The 20,697-nt window shown below is 54.1% G+C and carries 20 protein-coding genes; 8 read left to right on the plus strand and 12 right to left on the minus strand.

What is annotated here, in order from left to right:
* Positions 1-51: 51 nt before the first annotated feature.
* From OR573_16610 to argC, 8 genes are all read right to left on the minus strand, one after another.
* The gene (locus tag OR573_16610; protein XGA80069.1) at positions 52-819 is read right to left on the minus strand and encodes a ParA family protein; all 768 of its coding nucleotides are present in this window, start codon (positions 817-819) and stop codon (positions 52-54) included.
* Positions 816-1,484: a 16S rRNA (guanine(527)-N(7))-methyltransferase RsmG gene (rsmG, locus tag OR573_16615; GenBank protein ID XGA80070.1), complete on the minus strand. Its 669-nt coding sequence runs from the start codon at positions 1,482-1,484 to the stop codon at positions 816-818. The genes OR573_16610 and rsmG overlap by 4 nt, the downstream gene beginning before the upstream one ends.
* Positions 1,481-3,385, minus strand: a complete 1,905-nt coding sequence (gene mnmG, locus OR573_16620; GenBank protein ID XGA80071.1) for a tRNA uridine-5-carboxymethylaminomethyl(34) synthesis enzyme MnmG — start codon at positions 3,383-3,385, stop codon at positions 1,481-1,483. Before mnmG ends, rsmG begins: the two co-directional genes overlap by 4 nt.
* Before the next feature lie 585 nt (positions 3,386-3,970).
* A complete protein-coding gene (locus OR573_16625) occupies positions 3,971-4,708 on the minus strand; it encodes an amino acid ABC transporter ATP-binding protein (GenBank protein XGA81782.1) in 738 nt (245 codons plus the stop codon).
* Between the two features lie 31 nt (positions 4,709-4,739).
* Entirely contained in the window at positions 4,740-5,411 is a 672-nt protein-coding gene (locus tag OR573_16630) for an amino acid ABC transporter permease (protein XGA80072.1), read from the minus strand.
* Between the two features lie 153 nt (positions 5,412-5,564).
* Positions 5,565-6,350 carry a transporter substrate-binding domain-containing protein gene (locus OR573_16635; GenBank protein ID XGA80073.1) on the minus strand — a complete coding sequence of 262 codons (786 nt, stop codon included), beginning with the start codon at positions 6,348-6,350 and terminating at the stop codon, positions 5,565-5,567.
* Between the two features lie 222 nt (positions 6,351-6,572).
* Complete coding sequence (gene erpA, locus OR573_16640; protein ID XGA80074.1) at positions 6,573-6,926, minus strand: iron-sulfur cluster insertion protein ErpA; 354 nt, start codon at positions 6,924-6,926, stop codon at positions 6,573-6,575.
* A 101-nt stretch (positions 6,927-7,027) separates the two neighbouring features.
* Positions 7,028-8,056, minus strand: a complete 1,029-nt coding sequence (gene argC / locus OR573_16645; protein XGA81783.1) for an N-acetyl-gamma-glutamyl-phosphate reductase — start codon at positions 8,054-8,056, stop codon at positions 7,028-7,030.
* Positions 8,057-8,224: 168 nt separating this feature from the next.
* Here argC and OR573_16650 point away from each other — a divergent pair, with 168 nt between their 5' ends.
* The 8 genes from OR573_16650 to rlmJ all read left to right on the plus strand — a co-directional run bounded on the left by OR573_16650 (position 8,225) and on the right by rlmJ (position 16,302).
* Complete coding sequence (locus tag OR573_16650) at positions 8,225-10,024, plus strand: chloride channel protein (protein ID XGA80075.1); 1,800 nt, start codon at positions 8,225-8,227, stop codon at positions 10,022-10,024.
* 84 nt (positions 10,025-10,108) lie between these two features.
* Positions 10,109-10,540 carry a protoporphyrinogen oxidase HemJ gene (gene hemJ, locus OR573_16655; protein XGA80076.1) on the plus strand — a complete coding sequence of 144 codons (432 nt, stop codon included), beginning with the start codon at positions 10,109-10,111 and terminating at the stop codon, positions 10,538-10,540.
* Complete coding sequence (locus tag OR573_16660) at positions 10,540-11,352, plus strand: hydroxymethylpyrimidine/phosphomethylpyrimidine kinase (protein ID XGA80077.1); 813 nt, start codon at positions 10,540-10,542, stop codon at positions 11,350-11,352. Before hemJ ends, OR573_16660 begins: the two co-directional genes overlap by 1 nt.
* A 101-nt stretch (positions 11,353-11,453) precedes the next feature.
* Positions 11,454-12,734, plus strand: a complete 1,281-nt coding sequence (gene hemL, locus OR573_16665; protein ID XGA80078.1) for a glutamate-1-semialdehyde 2,1-aminomutase — start codon at positions 11,454-11,456, stop codon at positions 12,732-12,734.
* 84 nt (positions 12,735-12,818) lie between these two features.
* Positions 12,819-13,430, plus strand: a complete 612-nt coding sequence (gene rdgB, locus OR573_16670; GenBank protein ID XGA80079.1) for an RdgB/HAM1 family non-canonical purine NTP pyrophosphatase — start codon at positions 12,819-12,821, stop codon at positions 13,428-13,430.
* A complete protein-coding gene (hemW, locus tag OR573_16675; GenBank protein ID XGA80080.1) occupies positions 13,423-14,601 on the plus strand; it encodes a radical SAM family heme chaperone HemW in 1,179 nt (392 codons plus the stop codon). Before rdgB ends, hemW begins: the two co-directional genes overlap by 8 nt.
* Positions 14,602-14,644: 43 nt before the next feature.
* Positions 14,645-15,328 (plus strand): OmpA family protein, encoded by a 684-nt coding sequence (locus OR573_16680; GenBank protein ID XGA80081.1) that lies wholly within the window; start codon positions 14,645-14,647, stop codon positions 15,326-15,328.
* Between the two features lie 128 nt (positions 15,329-15,456).
* Entirely contained in the window at positions 15,457-16,302 is an 846-nt protein-coding gene (rlmJ, locus tag OR573_16685) for a 23S rRNA (adenine(2030)-N(6))-methyltransferase RlmJ (GenBank protein XGA80082.1), read from the plus strand.
* Positions 16,303-16,305: 3 nt separating this feature from the next.
* On the opposite strand, the gene mnmE is transcribed toward rlmJ, so the two are convergent.
* The 4 genes from mnmE to rpmH all read right to left on the minus strand — a co-directional run bounded on the left by mnmE (position 16,306) and on the right by rpmH (position 20,156).
* Complete coding sequence (mnmE, locus tag OR573_16690) at positions 16,306-17,676, minus strand: tRNA uridine-5-carboxymethylaminomethyl(34) synthesis GTPase MnmE (protein XGA80083.1); 1,371 nt, start codon at positions 17,674-17,676, stop codon at positions 16,306-16,308.
* A gap of 112 nt (positions 17,677-17,788) precedes the next feature.
* A complete protein-coding gene (gene yidC / locus OR573_16695; protein ID XGA80084.1) occupies positions 17,789-19,483 on the minus strand; it encodes a membrane protein insertase YidC in 1,695 nt (564 codons plus the stop codon).
* A 117-nt stretch (positions 19,484-19,600) separates the two neighbouring features.
* Entirely contained in the window at positions 19,601-20,008 is a 408-nt protein-coding gene (gene rnpA / locus OR573_16700) for a ribonuclease P protein component (GenBank protein ID XGA80085.1), read from the minus strand.
* A gap of 13 nt (positions 20,009-20,021) precedes the next feature.
* Entirely contained in the window at positions 20,022-20,156 is a 135-nt protein-coding gene (gene rpmH / locus OR573_16705; protein ID XGA80086.1) for a 50S ribosomal protein L34, read from the minus strand.
* Positions 20,157-20,697 lie beyond the last annotated feature (541 nt).

Genomic DNA, 20,697 nt, shown 5'->3' on the forward strand with positions numbered 1-20,697 from the left:
ATCAACGAATTAAGTCTATGCGCCACACCCCTGCTACCAGCCAGGCTCACATTATAATGACAGCCGCTTGATCAGCTCTTTAGCCAATACCCGATACGCCTGACTACCGCGGGACAGACGCGCGTATTTGGTCACCGGCATACCGTGACTGGGCGCTTCTGCTACCTTGATGTTACGCGGAATCGTGGCTTTAAGCAGGGCATCGCCAAAATACTCGCGCAGCTGTTTATCCACTTCGCGGGTCAAACTGGTGCGCTTATCGTACATGGTGCGCAGAATACCGGAAACGGCCAGCTGTGGGTTAACGCTTTCCTTGATCTGTTCAACCGTATCAAGCAGCGCCGATAGGCCTTCAAGGGCGTAAAATTCGCACTGCAGGGGAATCAGCACCCCATCAGCGGCGGTCAGGGCGTTGACAGTCAGCATATTCAGCGACGGTGGGCAGTCAATCAGGACAACATCATAGTCTTCTGCCACTCCCTTGAGGGCAGAGGCCAACCGACTCTGAGGGTTCTCAGCGTCCAGCAGCTCCACTTCAGCGGCGGTCAGGTCGCCGTTACCCGGCAGTACATCAAACCCTGCGGGAAGCTTGCTAACAATAATATCTTTTGCCTGGGCATCGCCGACCAGCACATCCAGCACGCTGGCTTCCAGAGCGTGTTTATCAATGCCGCTGCCCATACTGGCATGGCCCTGTGGGTCGAGATCAACAAGCAGTACACGGCGATCCAGGGCGGCAAGGCTAGCGGCCAGATTAACAGCTGAGGTGGTTTTACCTACGCCGCCTTTCTGGTTGGTCAGGGCAATGATCTGGCTCACTTACACAACTCCTTTTGGGTCAGGATCAATAGCTGCCGCTCAGCGGCATCATAGGGCACCTGCAATAAATGGCGGGCCTGCAGAGTGACGTCTCCAGGCAGGGCGTCAAGCTCATCATCCACTCCTGGCCCTTTCATTGCCAGCCATTGCCCTTTACTTGTCGGCAGTGTCCGGGTCAGGGCAATAAAATCGCCCAGGCTGGCAAAGGCACGGGAAATCACTTGATCAAAGGTGCCGGCTGCAAACTGCTCCACCCGGGTTTGTACAGGGGTGACATTGTTGATGCCCAATTCCATGACCGCCTGACGCTGGAAGCGTACCTTTTTGCCATTGCTATCGACCAGCGTCACCGCGAGGTCAGGATTAAGAATGGCCAGCACCAGACCGGGAAAACCCGGCCCGGCCCCCACATCAAGTAAGCGAGGGCCGCTCACAAAAGGCGCGACTGAGGCGCTGTCCAGCAGGTGGCGGGAAATCATGTCATGGATATCCCGCACAGCCGTGAGGTTATAAGCCCGGTTCCACTTGTGCAACAGGGCTAAAAGCCCCAGCAGCTGGTTGCGCTGTTGCGCCGTGGTAGTCAGGCCAAGCTCCCCAAGCCCTTTATCCAACTTTCCTGTAACGTCATTGGGAAGTGAGTGTATCAGGGTGTTCAGGCCACTCATCCCGTTGCAACCTCACTGTTTTCGATCAACCGGCGTTTTTTCAGGTGGATCAACAGAATCGAGACGGCTGCAGGGGTGACACCGGAAATTCGCGCGGCTTGCCCCAAGGTTTGAGGACGCGTTTCCGCCAGTTTCTGACGAATTTCATTGGATAGCCCTTCTACCCGCTGATAGTCGATTTCTGCTGGAAGCAGCGTGGCTTCATGGCGTTTGAGTTTATCAATCTCGTCCTGCTGACGGTCGATATACCCTTGATATTTAGCTTGGATCTGCACCTGCTCAGTAACATCGGCCTCGTTGACTGCCTGACCGTCAATACCTGGAAGTTCGGCGACATCGGAATAGACCAGCTCCGGGCGTTTAAGCAAATCGCTCAGGCGATATTCACGACTCAGGGGGTTACCGATCTTGGCCACCAGCTGTTCGGCAGCCGCTGATCCGGGTTGAACCCAGGTAGATTCCAGCCGCTGTGTTTCGCGCTCAATGGCGTCACGCTTGCGGCTGAACGTCTGCCAGCGGTATTCATCCACCAGGCCCAACTGATGGCCGATTTCTGTCAGGCGCAGGTCAGCGTTGTCTTCACGTAGCAGCAAACGGTATTCAGCCCGTGAAGTAAACATACGGTAAGGCTCTTTGGTGCCGAGGGTAATCAGGTCGTCAACCAATACGCCGAGGTAAGCTTCATCGCGGCGCGGCCACCAGGCGTCTAACCCCTTGGCACGGCGAGCAGCGTTGAGTCCGGCCAGAAGCCCTTGTGCACCGGCTTCTTCATAACCGGTGGTACCGTTGATCTGCCCGGCAAAAAACAGGCTGTGGATAAATTTGGTTTCCAATGAGTGTTTAAGATCACGGGGATCAAAGAAATCATACTCAATGGCGTAGCCAGGCCGGGTGATATGGGCATTTTCCAACCCTTTGATGGAGCGTACTACCCGCAGCTGAATATCGAAGGGTAGTGAGGTGGAAATGCCGTTGGGATACAGCTCATGGGTGTCCAGCCCTTCTGGCTCGATAAAGATCTGGTGGCTGGATTTGTCGGCAAAACGATGCACCTTGTCTTCAATCGAAGGGCAGTAACGCGGCCCAATGCCTTCAATCGTGCCGGAGTACATCGGCGAGCGATCAAGATTAGCCAGAATCAGCTCATGAGTCTGAGGGTTGGTGTGGGCAATATGGCAACTCACCTGACGCGGATGCATGGCCTGATTTCCCAGATAGGACATCACCGGCGTAGGCGTGTCACCAGGCTGTTCTTCAAGCTGGCTAAAATCGACGGTTTTGGCATCCAGGCGCGGCGGTGTACCGGTTTTCAGGCGGTCGACCCGTAACGGCAAGGCTCTCAGACGTTCTGCCAGCGCGTTGGACGGTGGGTCACCCGCGCGGCCACCACGGCTTTGATCCATCCCGATATGCATGACGCCACCGAGAAAAGTGCCTGTGCATAACACCACCGATTCGGCATGAAAACGTATGCCGGTTTCGGTGACCACGCCTCTGACCGTGTCATTTTCAACCATCAGATCGCCTGCAGCCTGCTGAAAAATCGTCAGGTTGGGCTGGTTTTCCAGCAAGCCACGGATGGCTGCCTTGTAGCGAACCCGATCTGCCTGGGCACGGGTAGCCCTCACTGCTGGCCCCTTGCGGGCATTGAGAACCCGGAACTGGATGCCACCGAGATCTGTTGCCAACCCCATTGCTCCGCCAAGCGCATCGATTTCCTTGACCAGATGGCTTTTGCCAATCCCGCCAATGGCGGGGTTGCAGGACATTTGCCCCAGGGTTTCAACGTTGTGGGTTAGCAACAGGGTTTGACAACCCATACGAGCAGAGGCCAGTGCGGCTTCGGTTCCCGCATGGCCCCCGCCGATGACAATAACGTCAAAGCGGTCGGGATAGTTCATGACATCTCATCCTGAATTTTGGGCGGCATTGAATTGAACAATCTATTGCCGCTGTGATCTGGCCGGACAGTATAAACCTCCTGTGGGTAACCGTCAGGTTTTTCCACATGGTAAATGACAGAGCTGACTGCTTTTAGTAATAATATAAAGATTAAATAAAAGAACTTCTGTAAATGCTGTTACTACTAGTGTGGATAAAAACTGTGGTTAAGTGATATTTATCTATTAATTTCAGATGCTTATAATGTTGACAAAGATGTTTATGAGTTGCGTAGGGAGCGGGTATAAACCGTCATGAACCTGTGGATGAAATAGCGACTTACCCACAGGGCAAGTTGACCCCTGCTTATCCACCGACCCGTACATGGGTTGTGAGCCTAGCTGTGAACAAGTGGCTATTCTAGCGGCGCTACCCTGCAAAGGCTGGCATAGAGGCGTATACGTAGGTTGCCCAGCAGCTGTAAAAATTAATTATCCACAGGCAAAAAAAAGCCTGTCACAGGGACAGGCTATAAATTAGCGGGTTTTGACGTGCCTTTTTGGTGCTTAAAACACCTCTCTGGCAGCTTGTTTACTATAGGCACGTCAATGTTTCAGTACCCTGGCCAGGAAGGATTGGGTACGTTCGTGCTGAGGTTTATCAAACAATTGTTGCGGTGGCCCCTGCTCGGTAATTTCACCCTGATGGATGTAGATAACCCGGTCAGCGACTTCACGGGCAAAGCCCATTTCATGAGTGACAATCACCATGGTCATGCCTTCCTTGGCCAGTTCACGCATGGCATCCAGCACTTCACCAATCATTTCCGGGTCAAGGGCCGAGGTTGGCTCATCAAACAGCATCAGACGCGGTTCCATGGCCAGTGCACGGGCCAGGGCCACACGCTGCTGCTGGCCGCCTGAGAGCTGGGTAGGCGATTTCTTGGCCTGGTCGGCAATACCCACCCGTTCAAGCAGGCGCATGGCCGTTTCCTCGGCGTCTTCACGGTTCCAGCCGCGTACTTTCATGGGTGCCAGGGTGATGTTGTCGAGAACGCTAAGGTGCGGAAAGAGGTTGAACTGCTGGAATACCATGCCGACTTCAGTGCGGATCTGTTGCAGCGCCTTGGTGCTTTTACCAAAGGGCATGAGGTCATGACCATCAACAGTGAGGTTGCCGGACTGAAACTCTTCCAGGCCATTGATACAGCGGATCAGGGTGGACTTACCCGAACCGCTGGCGCCGATCACAACGACGACTTCACCTGGCACGATTTCCAGGTTGATATCTTTGAGAACATGCAGGCTGCCAAAGTGCTTATTCAACTTCTGCATGGTGACGATAGGCTGCGTCGAATCATTCATGTCTGCGTCCTTATTGTCCTGCCAGGCCTCTGCGCTCCAGTTGGCGCAGCAGGATTGAAAGCGACCAGGTGATAATCAGGTAAAGCATGGCCACCATCAGATAGACCTCCATGGCGGTGAAGGTAGTCGCGATGTAGATCTGCCCCTGGCGGACCAGTTCGCCTACCCCAATCACCGAAAACAGTGAGGTGTCCTTGATGCTGATGATGCCCTGATTGCCTAGAGAGGGAATCATGCGCCGAAAGGCCTGGGGCCAGATGACATAACGAAACGCCTGGGTTCTTGACAGCCCAAGGGAGAGCGATGCCTCGCGCTGGCCGCGTTCCATGGATTGAACGCCACCGCGCACGATCTCGGAGATATAGGCCCCTGAGTTGACCGCAATGGCCGCTATACCTGCTGTCAGAGCGTTGATCGGACTACCCAGCAGTTGCGGCAGGCCATAAAAGATAAACAGCACCTGCACCAGGATTGGAGTGCCGCGAAATACTTCGATATACACGATGGCAGGCCAGCGCAGCCAGCGGATAGGGCTGATACGCAGGAGACCGAAAAAGATACCGATAAAGAAACCGAATGCCAAACCACCGAAAGAAATCAGTAGTGTCCATGGAATCCCTGGCAACAGATGGGGAATTGAACCGAAGGCGGCCCCCCAATCAAACTGAAATGTACTATCCACGCGCGATCTCCTGAAAAGTGACCCTGTAAAAAGAGACCCTGAAATGACGCAGGGCCGAGTCAATTAACCCGGCCCTGATCAGCATTTTCCGACGTAATCCTGTGATCAGGACAGTCGGTAAGCCGCAGGCTTTATACCGCCCGCAGACATTGCTTATTCACTGTCAGGAGATTCGCCAAACCACTTGGTGTAAATCTCATCGTAGGTGCCATCTTCACGCATGGCCGCCAGTGCTTCATTGGCAGGTTCTACCCATTCGCTGCCTTTGTTAAAGACAATGCCGTATTGCTGGCCTTCATAAAGTGGGCCAACGACCTTGGTACGCCCTTCACCCCGGGTTTCTGAGAAGTATGCAACGTTAGGTGCATCGTAGAAGGCGGCATCCACGTTGCGTCCCAGCAGTGCCATATACATATCCGAGGTGCCCGGATAGGGGGTGATTTCAGCCGTATCGCCAAACTTATCCTGCAGGAAGTCGTAGCTGGTGGAGCCAATCTTGGTACCAATCGTCATGCCTTCGAGGTCATCGATGGTGGCCACATCTTCGTTATTGGCGCGTACGATAATGCGCAGACCGGAATCGTAGTAGGGATCAGAAAAGTTGACGATTTCAGCACGTTCTTCAGTGATGGTGACACCGGCAATGGCAATTTCCTGGCTGCCCGTTTGAACAGCAGGGATGATGCCAGAGAACTCCATAGTCGTCAGATTGACTTCAAACCCGGCACGTTCGGCGATTTCATGAATCATATCCATATCAAAACCGATCATTTCACCGGTTTCGGTATCCATCATTTCAAAGGGAACGAAACTTGGGTCAGTGGCCACGTTAACAACCGGCATATCCTGCGCTATTGCCAACGTTGAACCCCCAAGCCCGAGGGCAATGGCGCTAGCCATCAGGGTTTTGGATAGATTGACGGTTATCGTATTATTCATGTGTTTTCCCCGTTCTAGGCATCTGAACCCACTGTTCTGATTCAGTGAGCGTAAATGCCTGAAAAATTAATACAGTAGACTGTTGCTGACCTATTAACATTGGCGAGAAACCGCCATGGCGTCAAGTCACATGGAAGGAAACACATAAACGCTGGTTAGACGCACACGCTAAGCCAGCCAATTTATCTGGCTGGAAAAGATGCCGATAGTGTTCAATTGGCGTTAAACCATAAAGGATGCACCGCAGCCACAAGTAGTAGTGGCATTCGGGTTCTGAATACGGAAACGGGCACCTGCCAGGCCTTCTTCAAAATCCACCGTTGAACCTACCAGATACTGATAGGAGAGTGGATCGACCACCAGGGTCGCATCACCGAATTCGATGACGGTGTCGTCTTCTGCAATATCTTCCGCAAAATCAAACCCGTACTGGAATCCTGAACAGCCGCCGCCGGTCACATAAACGCGCAGCTTGAGGTCAGGTTTGCCTTCTTCTGACATCAGCGCTTTGATGCGTGTGCGGGCACTACCGGATAGAAGTAAAGGGGTTGGGACAAAGGATTCTGCACTGCTCATGGATACCTCCCGTGAGCGAACGTTCGAGAGTTGAACCTGATTATGAGTAATTCCCAGTAAAAGGGTCAACTTTTACCGGGAAAGATTTTGCCGCCCTGTGATCAGGGCATCAACGCCGGTGCTTCAAGGCCGTGGGTTTCAGGCAGGCCAAACATCAGGTTAAGGTTCTGGATGGCTTGCCCTGAGGCACCTTTGACCAGGTTATCAATTACCGATAACACGATGACGGTATTACCCTGACGATGTACCGCCAGACGGCAGGTATTGATGCCTTTGACACTGCGGGTTTCCGGGTGGCTGCCGGCAGGCATGACATCGACAAAGGGTTCGTTGGCGTAGCGTGCTTCAAAAAGCGCCTGGAGGTCTTGTGGATCAGCGTTCAGCTGGCCGTAGAGAGTTGCGTGGATACCGCGAATCATTGGCGTGAGATGGGGCACAAAGGTCAGCTGGACCGCCTGGCCATGGATATCGCCCAGCCCCTGGCGGATTTCCGGTAGATGGCGGTGGCCTCCTGCACCATAGGCTTTCATGGACTCACTGGCCTCAGCCAGCAGTGAGGGCACCTTGGCACCTCGGCCTGCCCCGGTTACCCCAGACTTGCAATCGGCAATCAGCTGCTCAGAGTCAATCAGGCCTGCTTCCAAAAGCGGTAAGTAGCCCAACTGAACAGCGGTGGGGTAGCAGCCGGGCACTGCAATCAGGCGCGCCTGGCGAATAGCGTCGCGATGCATTTCAGGCAGCCCGTACACTGCTTCCCCGAGCAGTTCCGGGGCGCCGTGGGGCTGGTCATACCATTGGCTCCACTCATCCGCATCGCGGAGGCGAAAATCAGCGGAAAGATCAATCACCCGAGTGCCTTTCTCCAGCAGTTCGCCTGCCAAGGCATGGGCCACGCCATGGGGAGTGGCAAAAAATACCGCATCCATAGCGCCGAGCTGTTCGGCATTGGGTTCGCTAAAGGTCAACTGGTCGTAGTGCCCGCGCAGGTTTGGGTACATATCCGCGACGTTCACGCCGGATTCGGAACGTGAGGTAATGGCTTCAACGCTGACGTCAGGATGTTGCGACAACAGCCTTAAAAGCTCAACGCCGGTGTAACCGGTTCCACCTACAATGCCCACTTTAATCACAATCTGCTCCTTACTGTTCTGGATCTTGGTCGTCAAGGATTTGTGTTCTCATCATAAAGACTATGATACACAAGAGCATGGATGAGAGAGAGGATAGCCCTGAACATTAGAGAGAGGCTTATCTTCTTTACTTGGTGGATAACCCTATCAACCACAAGGAAAAGACGCGTGGCACGTTTTTCTAGGTCCAGCTTCAGCCTTGAAAATTTCCGTCGGCAGTTGGCCAATGTTGACGCCTTGCCCCAACTTTGTGTGCTGGGCCTGGTGTCGGGTGTGATTACCGGTGCCTTAATGGTGGGCTTTCGGTTGCTGTTGGAAACTGGGGCCGCGCTGTATATGCCGGAAAATAATCCGGAAGCTTTTGAAGCATTGTCGCCCTGGTTACGCGCTCTTCTACCCATGCTGGCGGTGGCACTAGTGGGTGTTTTCCTTTATCGCCAGAAAGTCACGGCCCGTAAGCTTGGGGTTGGTCATGTTATTGAGCGCCTGACGTATCATCAGGGGCGTTTTCCCCTACGTAACTGGTTGAACCAATGGTGGGTCGGAGTGGTATCGGTGCTGGGTGGTCTGTCTGCCGGACGAGAAGGCCCAGCCATTCATCTGGGGGCGGCGGCTTCCAGCGGGTTGGGGCTCAAGCTGCGCCTACCCAATAACAGCCTGCGGGTGCTGGTCGCCTGTGGCACCGCCGCCGGGATTTCAGCATCGTTCAACACACCCATTGCCGGGGTTATCTTTGCCATGGAAGTGGTAATGATGGAATACACCCTGATGAGTTTCATGCCGGTTATTCTGGCATCCACCATGGGTGCTCTGGTGGCACAGCTGGTATATGGCAATGCGCCAGCGTTCAGTATTCCCGAAGTGGCTTTGGGCTCCTTTTTCAACCTGCCCTGGATAGTGGTGATGGGGTTGATGATTGGCATTCTGGCGGGGCTATTCATTCATATTTCACGCAGCCAGTGGGTCCAGCAGCAACCACTGTGGCTGCGTCTGGGGGCGGTAGGTGTACTGACCGGGATATCGGCGTGGTTCTTCCCGGAAGTACAGGGGATCGGCTATGACAGCGTTGCCGCTGCCCTGAATAACCAGTTGACGGTATCGGTGCTGCTTGCCCTGGTGGCTATTAAGTTAGTCCTTACTTCGCTGACCGTTGCCGGTGGTATACCGATTGGTATCATTGGCCCGGTGCTGGTTATCGGTGCGGCCATGGGCACTTTATGCGGTTTGGTCGGCGCCTGGCTATGGCCGGATAAAGCCGCTGATCCGGGTATTTTTGCCATGTTGGGCATGGCGGCTATGATGGGAGCTGTTCTGCAGGCCCCGCTGGCAGCCTTGATGGCGCTGCTGGAGCTGACCCATACGCCGAATATCATGCTGCCAGGCATGCTGGCAGTCGTAGTGGCGTGTTTGACATCACGCCACCTGACGGGCTGCGAAGGTTTCTTTATCAGTAGCTTGCGTTATGGTTTACATCCCTTGCAGCAGCCGTTGATGCAGGCGCTGTCACGAGTGTCGGTACCTGCGGTGATGGAGCGCAGCGTCGTGCGCACTGAACGGATGATCACCGCTGAAGAGGCCCGCAAGCTGCTGGAAACTAACCCTGTCTGGTTAATAATTGAACGTTCGACCCAGGAAAAACCCGTGCTGGCGCTGAAAGCGGCTGAACTGGCGCGTTGGTTGATGGAGCGCGACGCCAGTGAAGGTGCTGCTAATGATCCGCAGGAAATAATCGATCTTGTAGAAATTCCGGGACAACGTTTGGAATTGGCACCTATTGCGTTGCAGGCAACCCTTTCCGAAGCCTTTATAAAGCTTCAGAATAATGCCTTAGGTGCCTTGTATGTTGTCCATGGTTATCGCCCCAGGCAGCGGCGAATTTCAGGTATCATCACCCGAGGGGCTATTGAACGGTATTATCATTATACTGATCCGCGATCAACGGACGGCCAAGACGCAAAGAAGCCTTGATCATGTTCTCTTGCTGCGAATAACAGCCGCTAACGCACTGCCATAAACGCTATCCCACTGCTAGACGACTTTTAAGGAGCCACCATGTACTTATGGGCGAAAGCAATTCATCTAATAGCGATGGTTACCTGGTTTGCTGCCTTGTTCTATCTGCCACGGCTGTATGTCTATCACGCCATGGCGCGGGATAAAGGTGAAACCACCAGCATGGAAACTTTCAAGATCATGGAGCGCAAGCTTTACCGTGGCATTATGACGCCTTCCATGATTGTCGTGCTGATCTTCGGTATCTTGATGCTTTACATCAACCCAAGCTGGTTGAGCCAGGGATGGATGCATACCAAGCTGCTCCTGGTGGTGCTCTTGATTGCCTATCACCATGTCTGCCTTATCTACCTGAAACAGTTTGCGCAGGACCGCTGCAAGAAAAGCCATGTGTTTTTCCGCTGGTTTAATGAAGCCCCAGTGATTGCGCTGATCATCATCATTATTCTTGCTGTGCTCAAGCCATACTGATGCCACGTTCCCTTCCCCCTGTGGTATTGGTATTGGCAGGCCATGACCCTAGCGGCGGCGCTGGTATTATTGCTGACAGTGAAGCGATTAATGCCAGCGGCGGCTGGGCGCTGACGGTTCCTACGGCATTGACCGTTCAGGATTGTCACAATGTCCAGCAGGTCATGCCGGTGAGCGCTAGGTCCGTTCTCGATATGGTGACGGCCCTGGACACCCTGCCAATAGCGGCCATCAAGCTTGGGCTGATTGCGGATATGCAAGTGTTGGAGGCCGTTGAACAGGTTTTGCGCCGTTTTCCCAGAATTCCGGTCGTGGCCGATCCTGTCTTGAAAGCGGGCGGTGGAACCGAGTTATCCACAGTCGGTTTGAGTCAGGCCTATGTGGATAAACTGATGCCGCTGGTCGATGTGCTGACCCCCAATCGAGAAGAACTGGCTCGCCTGGCACCGGGCGTAACGGCATCTGCCAATGACACTGAGCGTGTAGTGACCCTGATGGAGCGAGGCTGTGGCGCCGTACTGGTAACCGCAACGGATTCGCCCTTGCCAGAAAGCGACCAGCAAAAGGTGGTGCATACCCTGCATATGCCTGACACAACGCGCCAATGGCAGTGGCCGCGCCTGGCAGGGCAATTCCATGGGTCTGGTTGCACCCTTGCTTCCTCATTGGCCGCGCGCCTAGCTGTAGGTGAGCGTTTACTTACCGCCTGCGAACAGGCGCAGCACTTTACCTGGCAAAGTTTGTCTCACGGCTATCACCCCGAGCAGGGCCAGGCGCTGCCTGATCGTTTTTTTAACCCTATGTTTTTCTAACCCTGTTTTTCTAACTCTGTTTTTGACCCAACTTGACTGGATTAACGTCCTTATCATATTCAGATTTGATCCGACCTCAGAGATAAAAGGAAGAAGACGCCATGACCACGTCTGCAGAACTGTTTGAACGAGCCAGCCGTCATATTCCCGGCGGTGTTAACTCACCGGTAAGAGCGTTCAAGGGCATGCACCGCCCGCCGGTCTTCATGGAGCGTGCCCAGGGCGCCTATCTTTTTGATGTCGAAGGTAACCGCTACGTTGACTATATCGGCTCCTGGGGCCCGATGATTACCGGCCATGCAGACCCGGATGTGCTAGCCGCCGTGCGCTCGCGCCTGGATAGCGGCCTGTCTTTTGGTACCCCCACCGAAGCGGAAACCACCATGGCTGACCTGATCTGCGAGATCATTCCCAGCATGGAAATGGTGCGTATGACCAGCTCCGGCACCGAAGCCACCATGTCGGCGATTCGCTTGGCACGCGGTTACACCGGGCGTGACAAGATCGTCAAGTTTGAAGGCAATTACCACGGCCACTCCGATTCACTGCTGGTCAAGGCCGGTTCCGGAGCACTCACCCACGGTGAGCCGAGTTCCCCTGGCGTTCCCGCCGCACTGGCGGAGCATACCGTCACGCTTTCCTACAATGACCCGGATGGCGTGGAAGCCTGTTTTGAAGAAATCGGCGACCGCATTGCCTGCATTATCGTCGAACCGGTGTCCGGCAACATGAACTGCATTCCACCTCAGCCAGGTTTCCTTGAAACCCTGCGCCGGGTCTGCAATGAGCACGGCAGCGTGCTGATTTTCGATGAAGTCATGACCGGTTTCCGTATTGCGCTGGGTGGCGCCCAGGCACGCTACGGCGTCACTCCGGACCTGACCTGCTTAGGCAAGATCGTCGGTGGCGGTATGCCGGTAGGGGCCTTTGGCGGCAAGCGGGAAATCATGGAAAACATTTCACCGCTTGGGCCGATTTACCACGCAGGCACCCTGTCCGGAAACCCGCTGGCCATGGCCGCCGGGGTGACCCTGCTCAATAAGCTTCAGGTGCCTGGCTTCCATGATGCCTTGACCCAGCGCGTTGATACGCTCTGCCATGGCCTTAAGGAACGGGCAGACGCGGCGAGCGTACCGATGATCACCCAATCATCCGGTGGCATGTTCGGGATCTTCTTTACCTCGCAATCCAGGGTGGACAACTTCGCCCAGGCAACCGCCTGCGATCCTGAGGCCTTCAGAAGTTTCTTCACTGCCATGCTCGATCACGGCGTTTATCTGGCACCTTCCGCCTATGAGGCCGGTTTCATGTCCAGCGCTCACACGGCAGAGGATATCCAGCTGACCCTGGACGCCGCCGAGAAAGCCTTTGCCACTATGTGATACTGGCTGAAATACATTCATAAAACTGATTCGTATCAAGCCGTTCCAAGGAGCGGCTTTTTCAGTTCTTTACGGAGACTCGTCATGACAGCACCTGCATCAACGCTGGTACTTGCCAGCGGCAACGCTGGTAAGCTTCGAGAATTCAATCAGCTACTGTCTCCTCTGGGGCTAGATGTGCGCCCCCAGGCAGATTTTGGCGTGAGTGATGTGCCGGAAACCGGCCTGACCTTTGTAGAAAATGCCTTGATCAAGGCGCGTGCTGCCAGTCAGGCCAGCGCTTTGCCAGCTCTGGCAGATGATTCCGGGCTGGAAGTTGATGCGCTTGACGGCGCTCCTGGTATTTATTCCGCGCGTTATGGCGGTGAACCAAAAAGCGACGAACGTAACAATGCCAAGTTGCTTGAAGCGTTAAGCCATTATGAAGAAGGGCAGCGCAGCGGGCGTTACTGGTGCGTGTTGGTTTACTTGCGTCATCCTGAAGACCCTGTTCCGATCATTGTTCAACGCAGCTGGGAAGGCGAGATACTGACTGTTCCACGTGGAGAAGGTGGGTTTGGCTATGACCCGCTTTTCTGGCTGCCTGATCAGGGAATGACAGCCGCCGAGCTACCGGCGGAAAGCAAAAACCGCTTGAGCCATCGTGGGCGTGCCTTGCAGGCGTTGGTAGAGACATTGCAGGTGGCGCATGGCTGAACAAGCATTTGAGCTTCCGCCACTGTCGCTATATATCCACACCCCCTGGTGTGTGCGTAAGTGCCCCTACTGTGATTTCAATTCCCATGAGCCTCACCACGATGAGCTGCCAGAAGCAGCCTATCTGGATGCGCTGTTGGAAGATTTCAGGCAGGATCTGCCGCTCGCTGCCGGGCGCCCGCTGGCAGCAATTTTTATTGGTGGTGGCACGCCAAGCCTGCTATCGCCTGATTTTTATCAAGAGTTGTTAACAGCAATAGCAAGTCAGCTGCTGTTTGCCGCCGATATTGAAATCACTCTGGAGGCCAATCCTGGAACGACCGAGCAAAGCCGTTTTTACGGTTACCGTAAAGCAGGTATCAATCGGCTTTCGCTGGGCGTACAGAGTTTTCAGCCCGAGCAGTTGGCCGCCCTTGGGCGTATCCATAGCGGAGACGAGGCCATTAAGGCTGTTGCTCAGGCACGGGCTGCCGGGTTTGATAATGTCAACCTTGACCTGATGCATGGGCTGCCCGGGCAGACAGCTGACGGCGCCATGGCAGATATCAACCAGGCGTTAGCTTTGGCGCCCGAACATCTTTCCTGGTACCAGCTTACCCTGGAACCTAATACAGCCTTTCACTCTGCGCCGCCTGTACTGCCCCACGAAGAAATTCTCTGGGATATTCAGGATGCTGGCCATGTTGCCTTGGAACAAGCAGGGCTCAACCGTTATGAAATATCCGCCTATTCAAGGCCTGGCAAGGCAAGCCGCCATAACCTGAATTACTGGCAATTCGGCGATTATATGGGCATTGGGGCGGGAGCCCATGGAAAGTTCAGCCATATTGCCCATGATAGCCAATGGACAATCGAGCGACGCTGGAAAACCCGTCAGCCAGATGCCTATCTGCAGCGCCGGGGAGATATGCGTGGCTTTGTTGCTGGCAAGCGTGAAATAACACGCCAGGAGCTTCCGCTGGAATTTGCCATGAATGCCCTGCGCCTTAGCCAGGGAGTACCCATGTCGACGTGGCAGGCACACACCGGGCAGCCTCTTGATGCGCTAACACAGACCCTTGAAAGTGCCACCAAAAAAGGACTTTTAGAGGAAGCATCGGAAAGGCTTAGAGCTTCTCCTCAAGGTCTACTATTCTTGAATGAGTTGCTGGCGGAGATCAGTGACGCATAATTTGCCCTCAATCGGGCAGGCTCATGAACATCAGGAGTATTAAATGCGACTCTATCGATTACTGACACCTCTAGCGGCCGTTGTCCTTGTTGCCGGTTGCGCAACCGACCCTTACGGCGGAAATACTCAGCGTTCCAGTACCGCGACCGGCACGGGAATAGGCGCCGCGATCGGTGCAGCGGCCGGCGCGCTTTCTGGAGATGGCAGCACCAGCCGCCGCGACCGTGCCTTGATTGGTGCTGCCGTTGGCGCTGCGGCTGGGGCGGGTATTGGCGCTTATATGGATCGCCAGGAACAGCAGCTGCGCCAGAACCTGGAAGGTTCGCGGATTGAGATTGACCGTCGCGGTGATGATATTGTGCTCAATATGCCCAGCAGCGTGACCTTCGGTTTTGATTCAAGCGACCTGACCTCACAGGCGCGTTCTTCTCTTAATGAAGTATCCAACGTACTGCGTGATTATACGGATACCCGTGTCAATGTGGCGGGGCATACTGATAGCACTGGAGACGCGGGCTATAACCAGCGCCTTTCTGAACGCCGAGCGCAGTCGGTAAGTAATTACCTGAACCAGAATGGTGTATCAGGCAGCCGATTGAATATCCGCGGTTATGGGGAAAGCCAGCCAGTGGCCAGCAATGATAACGAACAGGGCCGCGCCCAGAATCGCCGGGTTGAAATCACACTGACACCGACAGAAGGCGCACGTAACTACCAACAGCCCTAATTCTCTTCAAGATTACTTTTTTTAAAGCTTCAACCCGCTATCCATCAGGTTTAGCGGGTTTTTTATTGAGATAACCCAGCTGATGCCGTATACGCTACATCCGCCACCCTTTTACTGAAGGATACGTCATGCTTTCCTACCAACATGCCTACCACGCCGGTAACTTTGCTGATGTGCATAAGCATCTGACCCTGTTTGCCGTGGTGGATTATTTATTACGTAAAAATTCAGCTATTACATATATAGATACTCATGCAGGAAGAGGGCTATATCCGCTTGACCGGCAAGAGACTCAACGCCTGCAAGAGTACTGTCAAGGCATCTGGCCACTTTGGCAAGCCCGCCAAGGGCTTAAAGACTCCTTGATAGGTGCCTGGCTTGGCAAGCTGGAAAGCGCCCAGCCTCATGCGGCTGAGCTAAGCCACTACCCTGGCTCTCCCTGGTGGTTATCCCAGGCGTTACGCGAGCAGGATGCACTTACCCTGTTTGAACTTCATCCTAGTGAGCATGAGCACCTGAACACACAGGCACTTCCTGAGCAGGCCCGGCGAATTTTTGCCGATGGGTTAGCCGGTTTGAGCAAACGGGTACCGGTCGCCACGCCCAGATTATGTGTGCTGATCGACCCCAGCTACGAGCGCAAACAGGAGTACCAGGAAGTGGCTGAAACAGCGGTTCAGACCCTGGCAAAAGTGCGCCATGGTGTCCTGCTTATCTGGTACCCGTTGCTTCCTTCCGGTGCTCACCAAACCCTACTGAATAGCTTGAAGGCCAGCGGTGTACGCAAGATATGGCGTAGCGAGCTCAAGCAGTGTGCTCAAGGGGCGGATCAACATGGTATGTACGGTAGCGGCATGCTGATAGTGAACCCGCCCTGGGGGCTGGATGAGCGTCTTGCCGGTGCCATGGCAGACATCACGCCGCTATTAGGCGATCAGAGCCAGTATCACAGCGACTGGCTGGTGGGGGAGTGACGGTTATTTCCCGATACAGAAGCTGCCAAAAATTTCTCCAAGCAGGTCATCCGCGCTGAAGTCACCGGTAATTTCGCCAAGCGCCTGCTGGGCGTCGCGCAGGTCTTCGGCAAGGAGTTCTCCTGCGCCGTAGCCTTGAAGCTGGGAGTTGCCTGCTTGTAGAGCATCACGGGCGCGATCAAGGGCATCCAGATGGCGGCGGCGGGCTGAAAAGCGGCCTTCCGTTGTCGCCGCGTAGCCCATGATATCTTTCAGGTGCTGTTTCAGGTTATCCACACCTATGCCGGTCTTTGCCGAAAGGCGTAGCGTCGGATGGGCTGTGGATAAGTCAATTCCTGGGGTTTCCTGGCTGGTATCGATCTTGTTGCGTATCAGGGTCAGGCGCGAGCGATCCGGCAGGCGCTCAACAAACTCTGGCCAGATATCGAAAGGGTCAGTTGCCTGGGTGGTTGAGGCATCAACCAGCAGCAGCACGCGATCGGCTTTCTCTATTTCTGCCCAGGCACGGGCCACACCAATCTTTTCCACTGCATCCGGCGTGTCGCGCAGGCCTGCGGTATCAATAATATGTAAGGGCATACCATCAAGGTGGATATGTTCCCGTAATACATCCCGGGTGGTACCGGCAATATCGGTCACGATGGCGGTGTCCTGCTCGGTCAGGGCATTGAGCAGGCTTGATTTACCCGCATTGGGACGCCCGGCAATCACCACATTCATGCCTTCCCGCATCAAGGCGCCCTGGCCTGCGGCTGCACGTACTTTTTCCAGTTCGCTCATCACCCCTTGCAGATGACGGGCAACGTGGCCATCGGCGAGAAAATCAATTTCTTCTTCAGGAAAGTCGATAGCCGCCTCAACGTAAACACGCAGTTCAATCAGGCGCTGAACCAAGGCATTGACGAGGTTGGAAAACTCACCCTGTAGCGAACGCACGGCATTTTCGGCAGCATGCCGTGAAGTGGCGTCAATCAGATCGGCGATGGCTTCTGCCTGAGCCAGATCCAGCTTGTCGTTAAAGAAGGCACGCTCTGAGAATTCGCCGGGACGGGCCAGTCTGGCGCCCAGTTGCAGGCAGCGCTCCAGTAACATGTCCATGATGACGGGGCCGCCGTGTCCCTGTAACTCCAGTACGTCTTCACCGGTGAAGGAATTCGGCCCAGCAAAATACAAGGCAATACCTTGATCGATAATGCTTGCCTCACCGTGAAAGGGGCCGTAGTGGGCCTGCCTGGGAGTGGGTGAATAGCCGAGTATTTTTACGGCGATAGCGGCGCTATGCGGGCCGGAAAGACGAATGATACCGACGCCACCGCGTCCGGGTGGGGTAGCCAGGGCGGCAATGGTGTCGGGAGTATAAAGTGGTGCTGGCATGGCGCCCTCGCTGGTTGGTAGGCGTATTGTGAATTTATCCTGCTATAAACGCCAGACCCCCGCACAGGGCGGGGGTCTAGAGGGTGTTGACCCTATTCATCAGAAACAAGGCTTAGCGGGTTTTCTTGCCCTTGCCGATGGTTGGGTCATTCTCGACCTTGCGCGTAATATAATACTGCTGCGCAACTGAAATGATGTTGTTGACGACCCAGTAGATGACCAGACCTGCCGGGAACCACAGGAAGAAGAAGGTGAAGATGATAGGCAGCATCTTCATGATCTTGGCCTGCATCGGGTCTGGCGGTGTCGGGTTGAGCATCTGCTGAACAAACATTGACGCCCCCATCAGGATCGGCAGGATGAAGTAGGGATCTTTCACCGAGAGATCCTGGATCCAGAACATGAAGGGCGCGTGACGCAGTTCCACCGACTCCAGCAACATCCAGTAAAGCGCGATGAACACCGGCATCTGAATCAGAATGGGAAGACAGCCACCGAGTGGGTTGATCTTCTCTTTCTGATAGAACTTCATCATTTCCTGAGACATTTTCTGGCGATCATCGCCATACATCTCTTTGAGCCGCTGCATTTCCGGGCCGAGCTTACGCATCCGGGCCATTGACTTATAAGCCTTGGCGGAGAGCGGGAACAGCACCAGCTTGACGAGTACCGTCAGTAGAACAATGGACCAGCCCCAGTTACCAACGATGTCATGGATGGTGTCCAGCACCACGAAAAGAGGGTTGGCAATAAACCATAGCCAGCCATAATCCACCGTTAGCTTCAGGTTAGGCGCTACCTGCTCCATATAGTCCTGAATCTTGGGGCCCATATAGAGAGTGGCACTCAGGTTAGCTTCGTTTTCAGGAGCGACCTGCAGGGTAGGGCCAGCAAAAGCTGCGACATTGCGGCCACGGGAATCTGTGGTGGCGTAATAAAGATTCTGCTGATCCTGGGGCGGTGCCCAAGCGGAAACGAAATAATGCTGGATAATGGCTACCCAGCCGCCTTCGGCTTCCTGATTGGAAAACTTGTTTTCCTGGATATCACTGAAATCCACTTTCTCGTAACGTGTTTCCGGTGTCGAGAAAGCTGCCCCCAGATAGGAGTTCATACCCATCGCTACGCCACTGGAGGGGTCTTCACTGTTATCGCGAGCCAGCTGGCCAATAAAGCGTGCACTGATCGGAGACTCGGTGTTGTTGCCTACATAGTAGTCAACGTCAACCGCGTAGTTACCGCGTTCAAAGGTTAAACGTTTGGTGACTTCAATGCCGTCAATGTCAGCTTGCAGATTCACGACGACCTGATCGTCGTCATCACCCAGCAGGTATTCGGTGCTTTCCGGGGTGAAAACGATCCGGTTGGCCTGATCGTTGAGCTGCAGGCCGGAGCGTGCCACATAGCTGCGTGTTTCGTTATCCGAGAGCAGTACATAGTTGCGCTCGGAATCCAGGCGCAGCTTATGCTGAGGCAAGGCTGCATAGAGGATGTCACCACCGTGCGGGTCGATGCGCACATCAAGCACATCGGTGGTCACCGCTATGAAGTCTCGGCTATCGGTTGTGCTCTCATCTGCAGACATCCCTTCATCGATGTCCGCATTCTGAGAAGTACTCGAAGGTACAGCCAAACCGCCGTCGTCGTCCTGTGTGTCAGCAGAAGTCGTATCATTGGCACTTCGCTGCACAACGTCACTGGAGGACGGACTGTCAATCGGTTGACCATAGTCCTGATTCCATTGCACAACCAGTAAATAAGCCAGTACGGCTAATGGAATCACGAGGATAAGTCGTTTTACGTCCATGAGGGGTCTGCCCGCTGGGTGGTGAACATGCTAATGGTGCAGTGATTTTTTACTCGACCTATGACACACAAAAGCCTGCCAAACGGCAGGCCGAGGTCGAGCGGCGCTATATAATCGTCAAGCGTCATGCTGAGTGCTTGCTGGTGATGCCAATTTTGTGCACTCATGCTGTCTCGCTTCACGCTGCAGCCGTTTCCACATGCCATGTAGCTGACGATGTAACGTATCGTTGTCAAGATCATGTACGCCGCGCCTAGCCAGAACAACAATGTCAAGCATTGGTAACTGATGTTGGCGTAATCGTACGGATTCTCTAACGAGGCGTTTGAAACGATTGCGCTGTACGGCAAGTTTCACATTTTTTTTACTGACCACTAGCCCGAGTCGTGGATGACCGAGCGTGTTCCAACGTGCAAGTGCCATCATGCCTTTACCGTGGACTTTCAGGTCAGCTTGTTCGAAAACGTGACTGAAATCCCCAGCATTAAGCAAACGTAAACACCGGGGATAGCCTTGACGGAGCACACGCAATCCGGATTCAGGCGCTCAGACGCTTGCGGCCTTTGGCACGACGGCGCGTGATAATGGCGCGGCCACTTTTGGTTGCCATGCGTGCGCGGAAGCCATGCGTACGCTTGCGCTTGAGAACGCTAGGTTGAAAGGTGCGTTTCATAACTCGTTATTCCCACGTGGTTTTAGGACGGAACGTCGATTTCAGGAACCCGATCTAGTCAATGACCATCTCGGGTGCTGCTAATTCAAGACCGGAAATTGTAGAGCTTTAGCTCGCCAGGTGCAATTTTTTTGTCTGAAGAACCCAGTGATGTCGCATTGGGCAGTCCAGTGATGGGTCGTTCAATGCCACTCAGGGTTATTGCCAGGCCTTATCTACTATTATTTATATCTTTCTAAATATTGTTATTAATAGTGGGGATAGAAATTGTGGATAACACCATATAAGTGATTATATTCAGATAATTGGAATGATAAAAAAACTGTGGATAAGCAGTGCTTAAGCGGTAGTTTAGCTGTGACGAAAGCGTGGATAAATGAAGGTTTAGCATTATTTCAGGTTTTTTCCCCAGCTCATCCAAAGGGCTCAAGCCATAGCAGTAAGAAGGTTATCCACAGAAGCATCGGAGGTGATACTTGTGTGGATAACTTGGTTCTGGGGCGCTACAATATCCGGCCGTTTTCAACCGATGGTGAGTTGA

It is taken from the genome of Halomonas sp. CH40 (assembly GCA_041875495.1).
GTDB lineage: Bacteria > Pseudomonadota > Gammaproteobacteria > Pseudomonadales > Halomonadaceae > Vreelandella.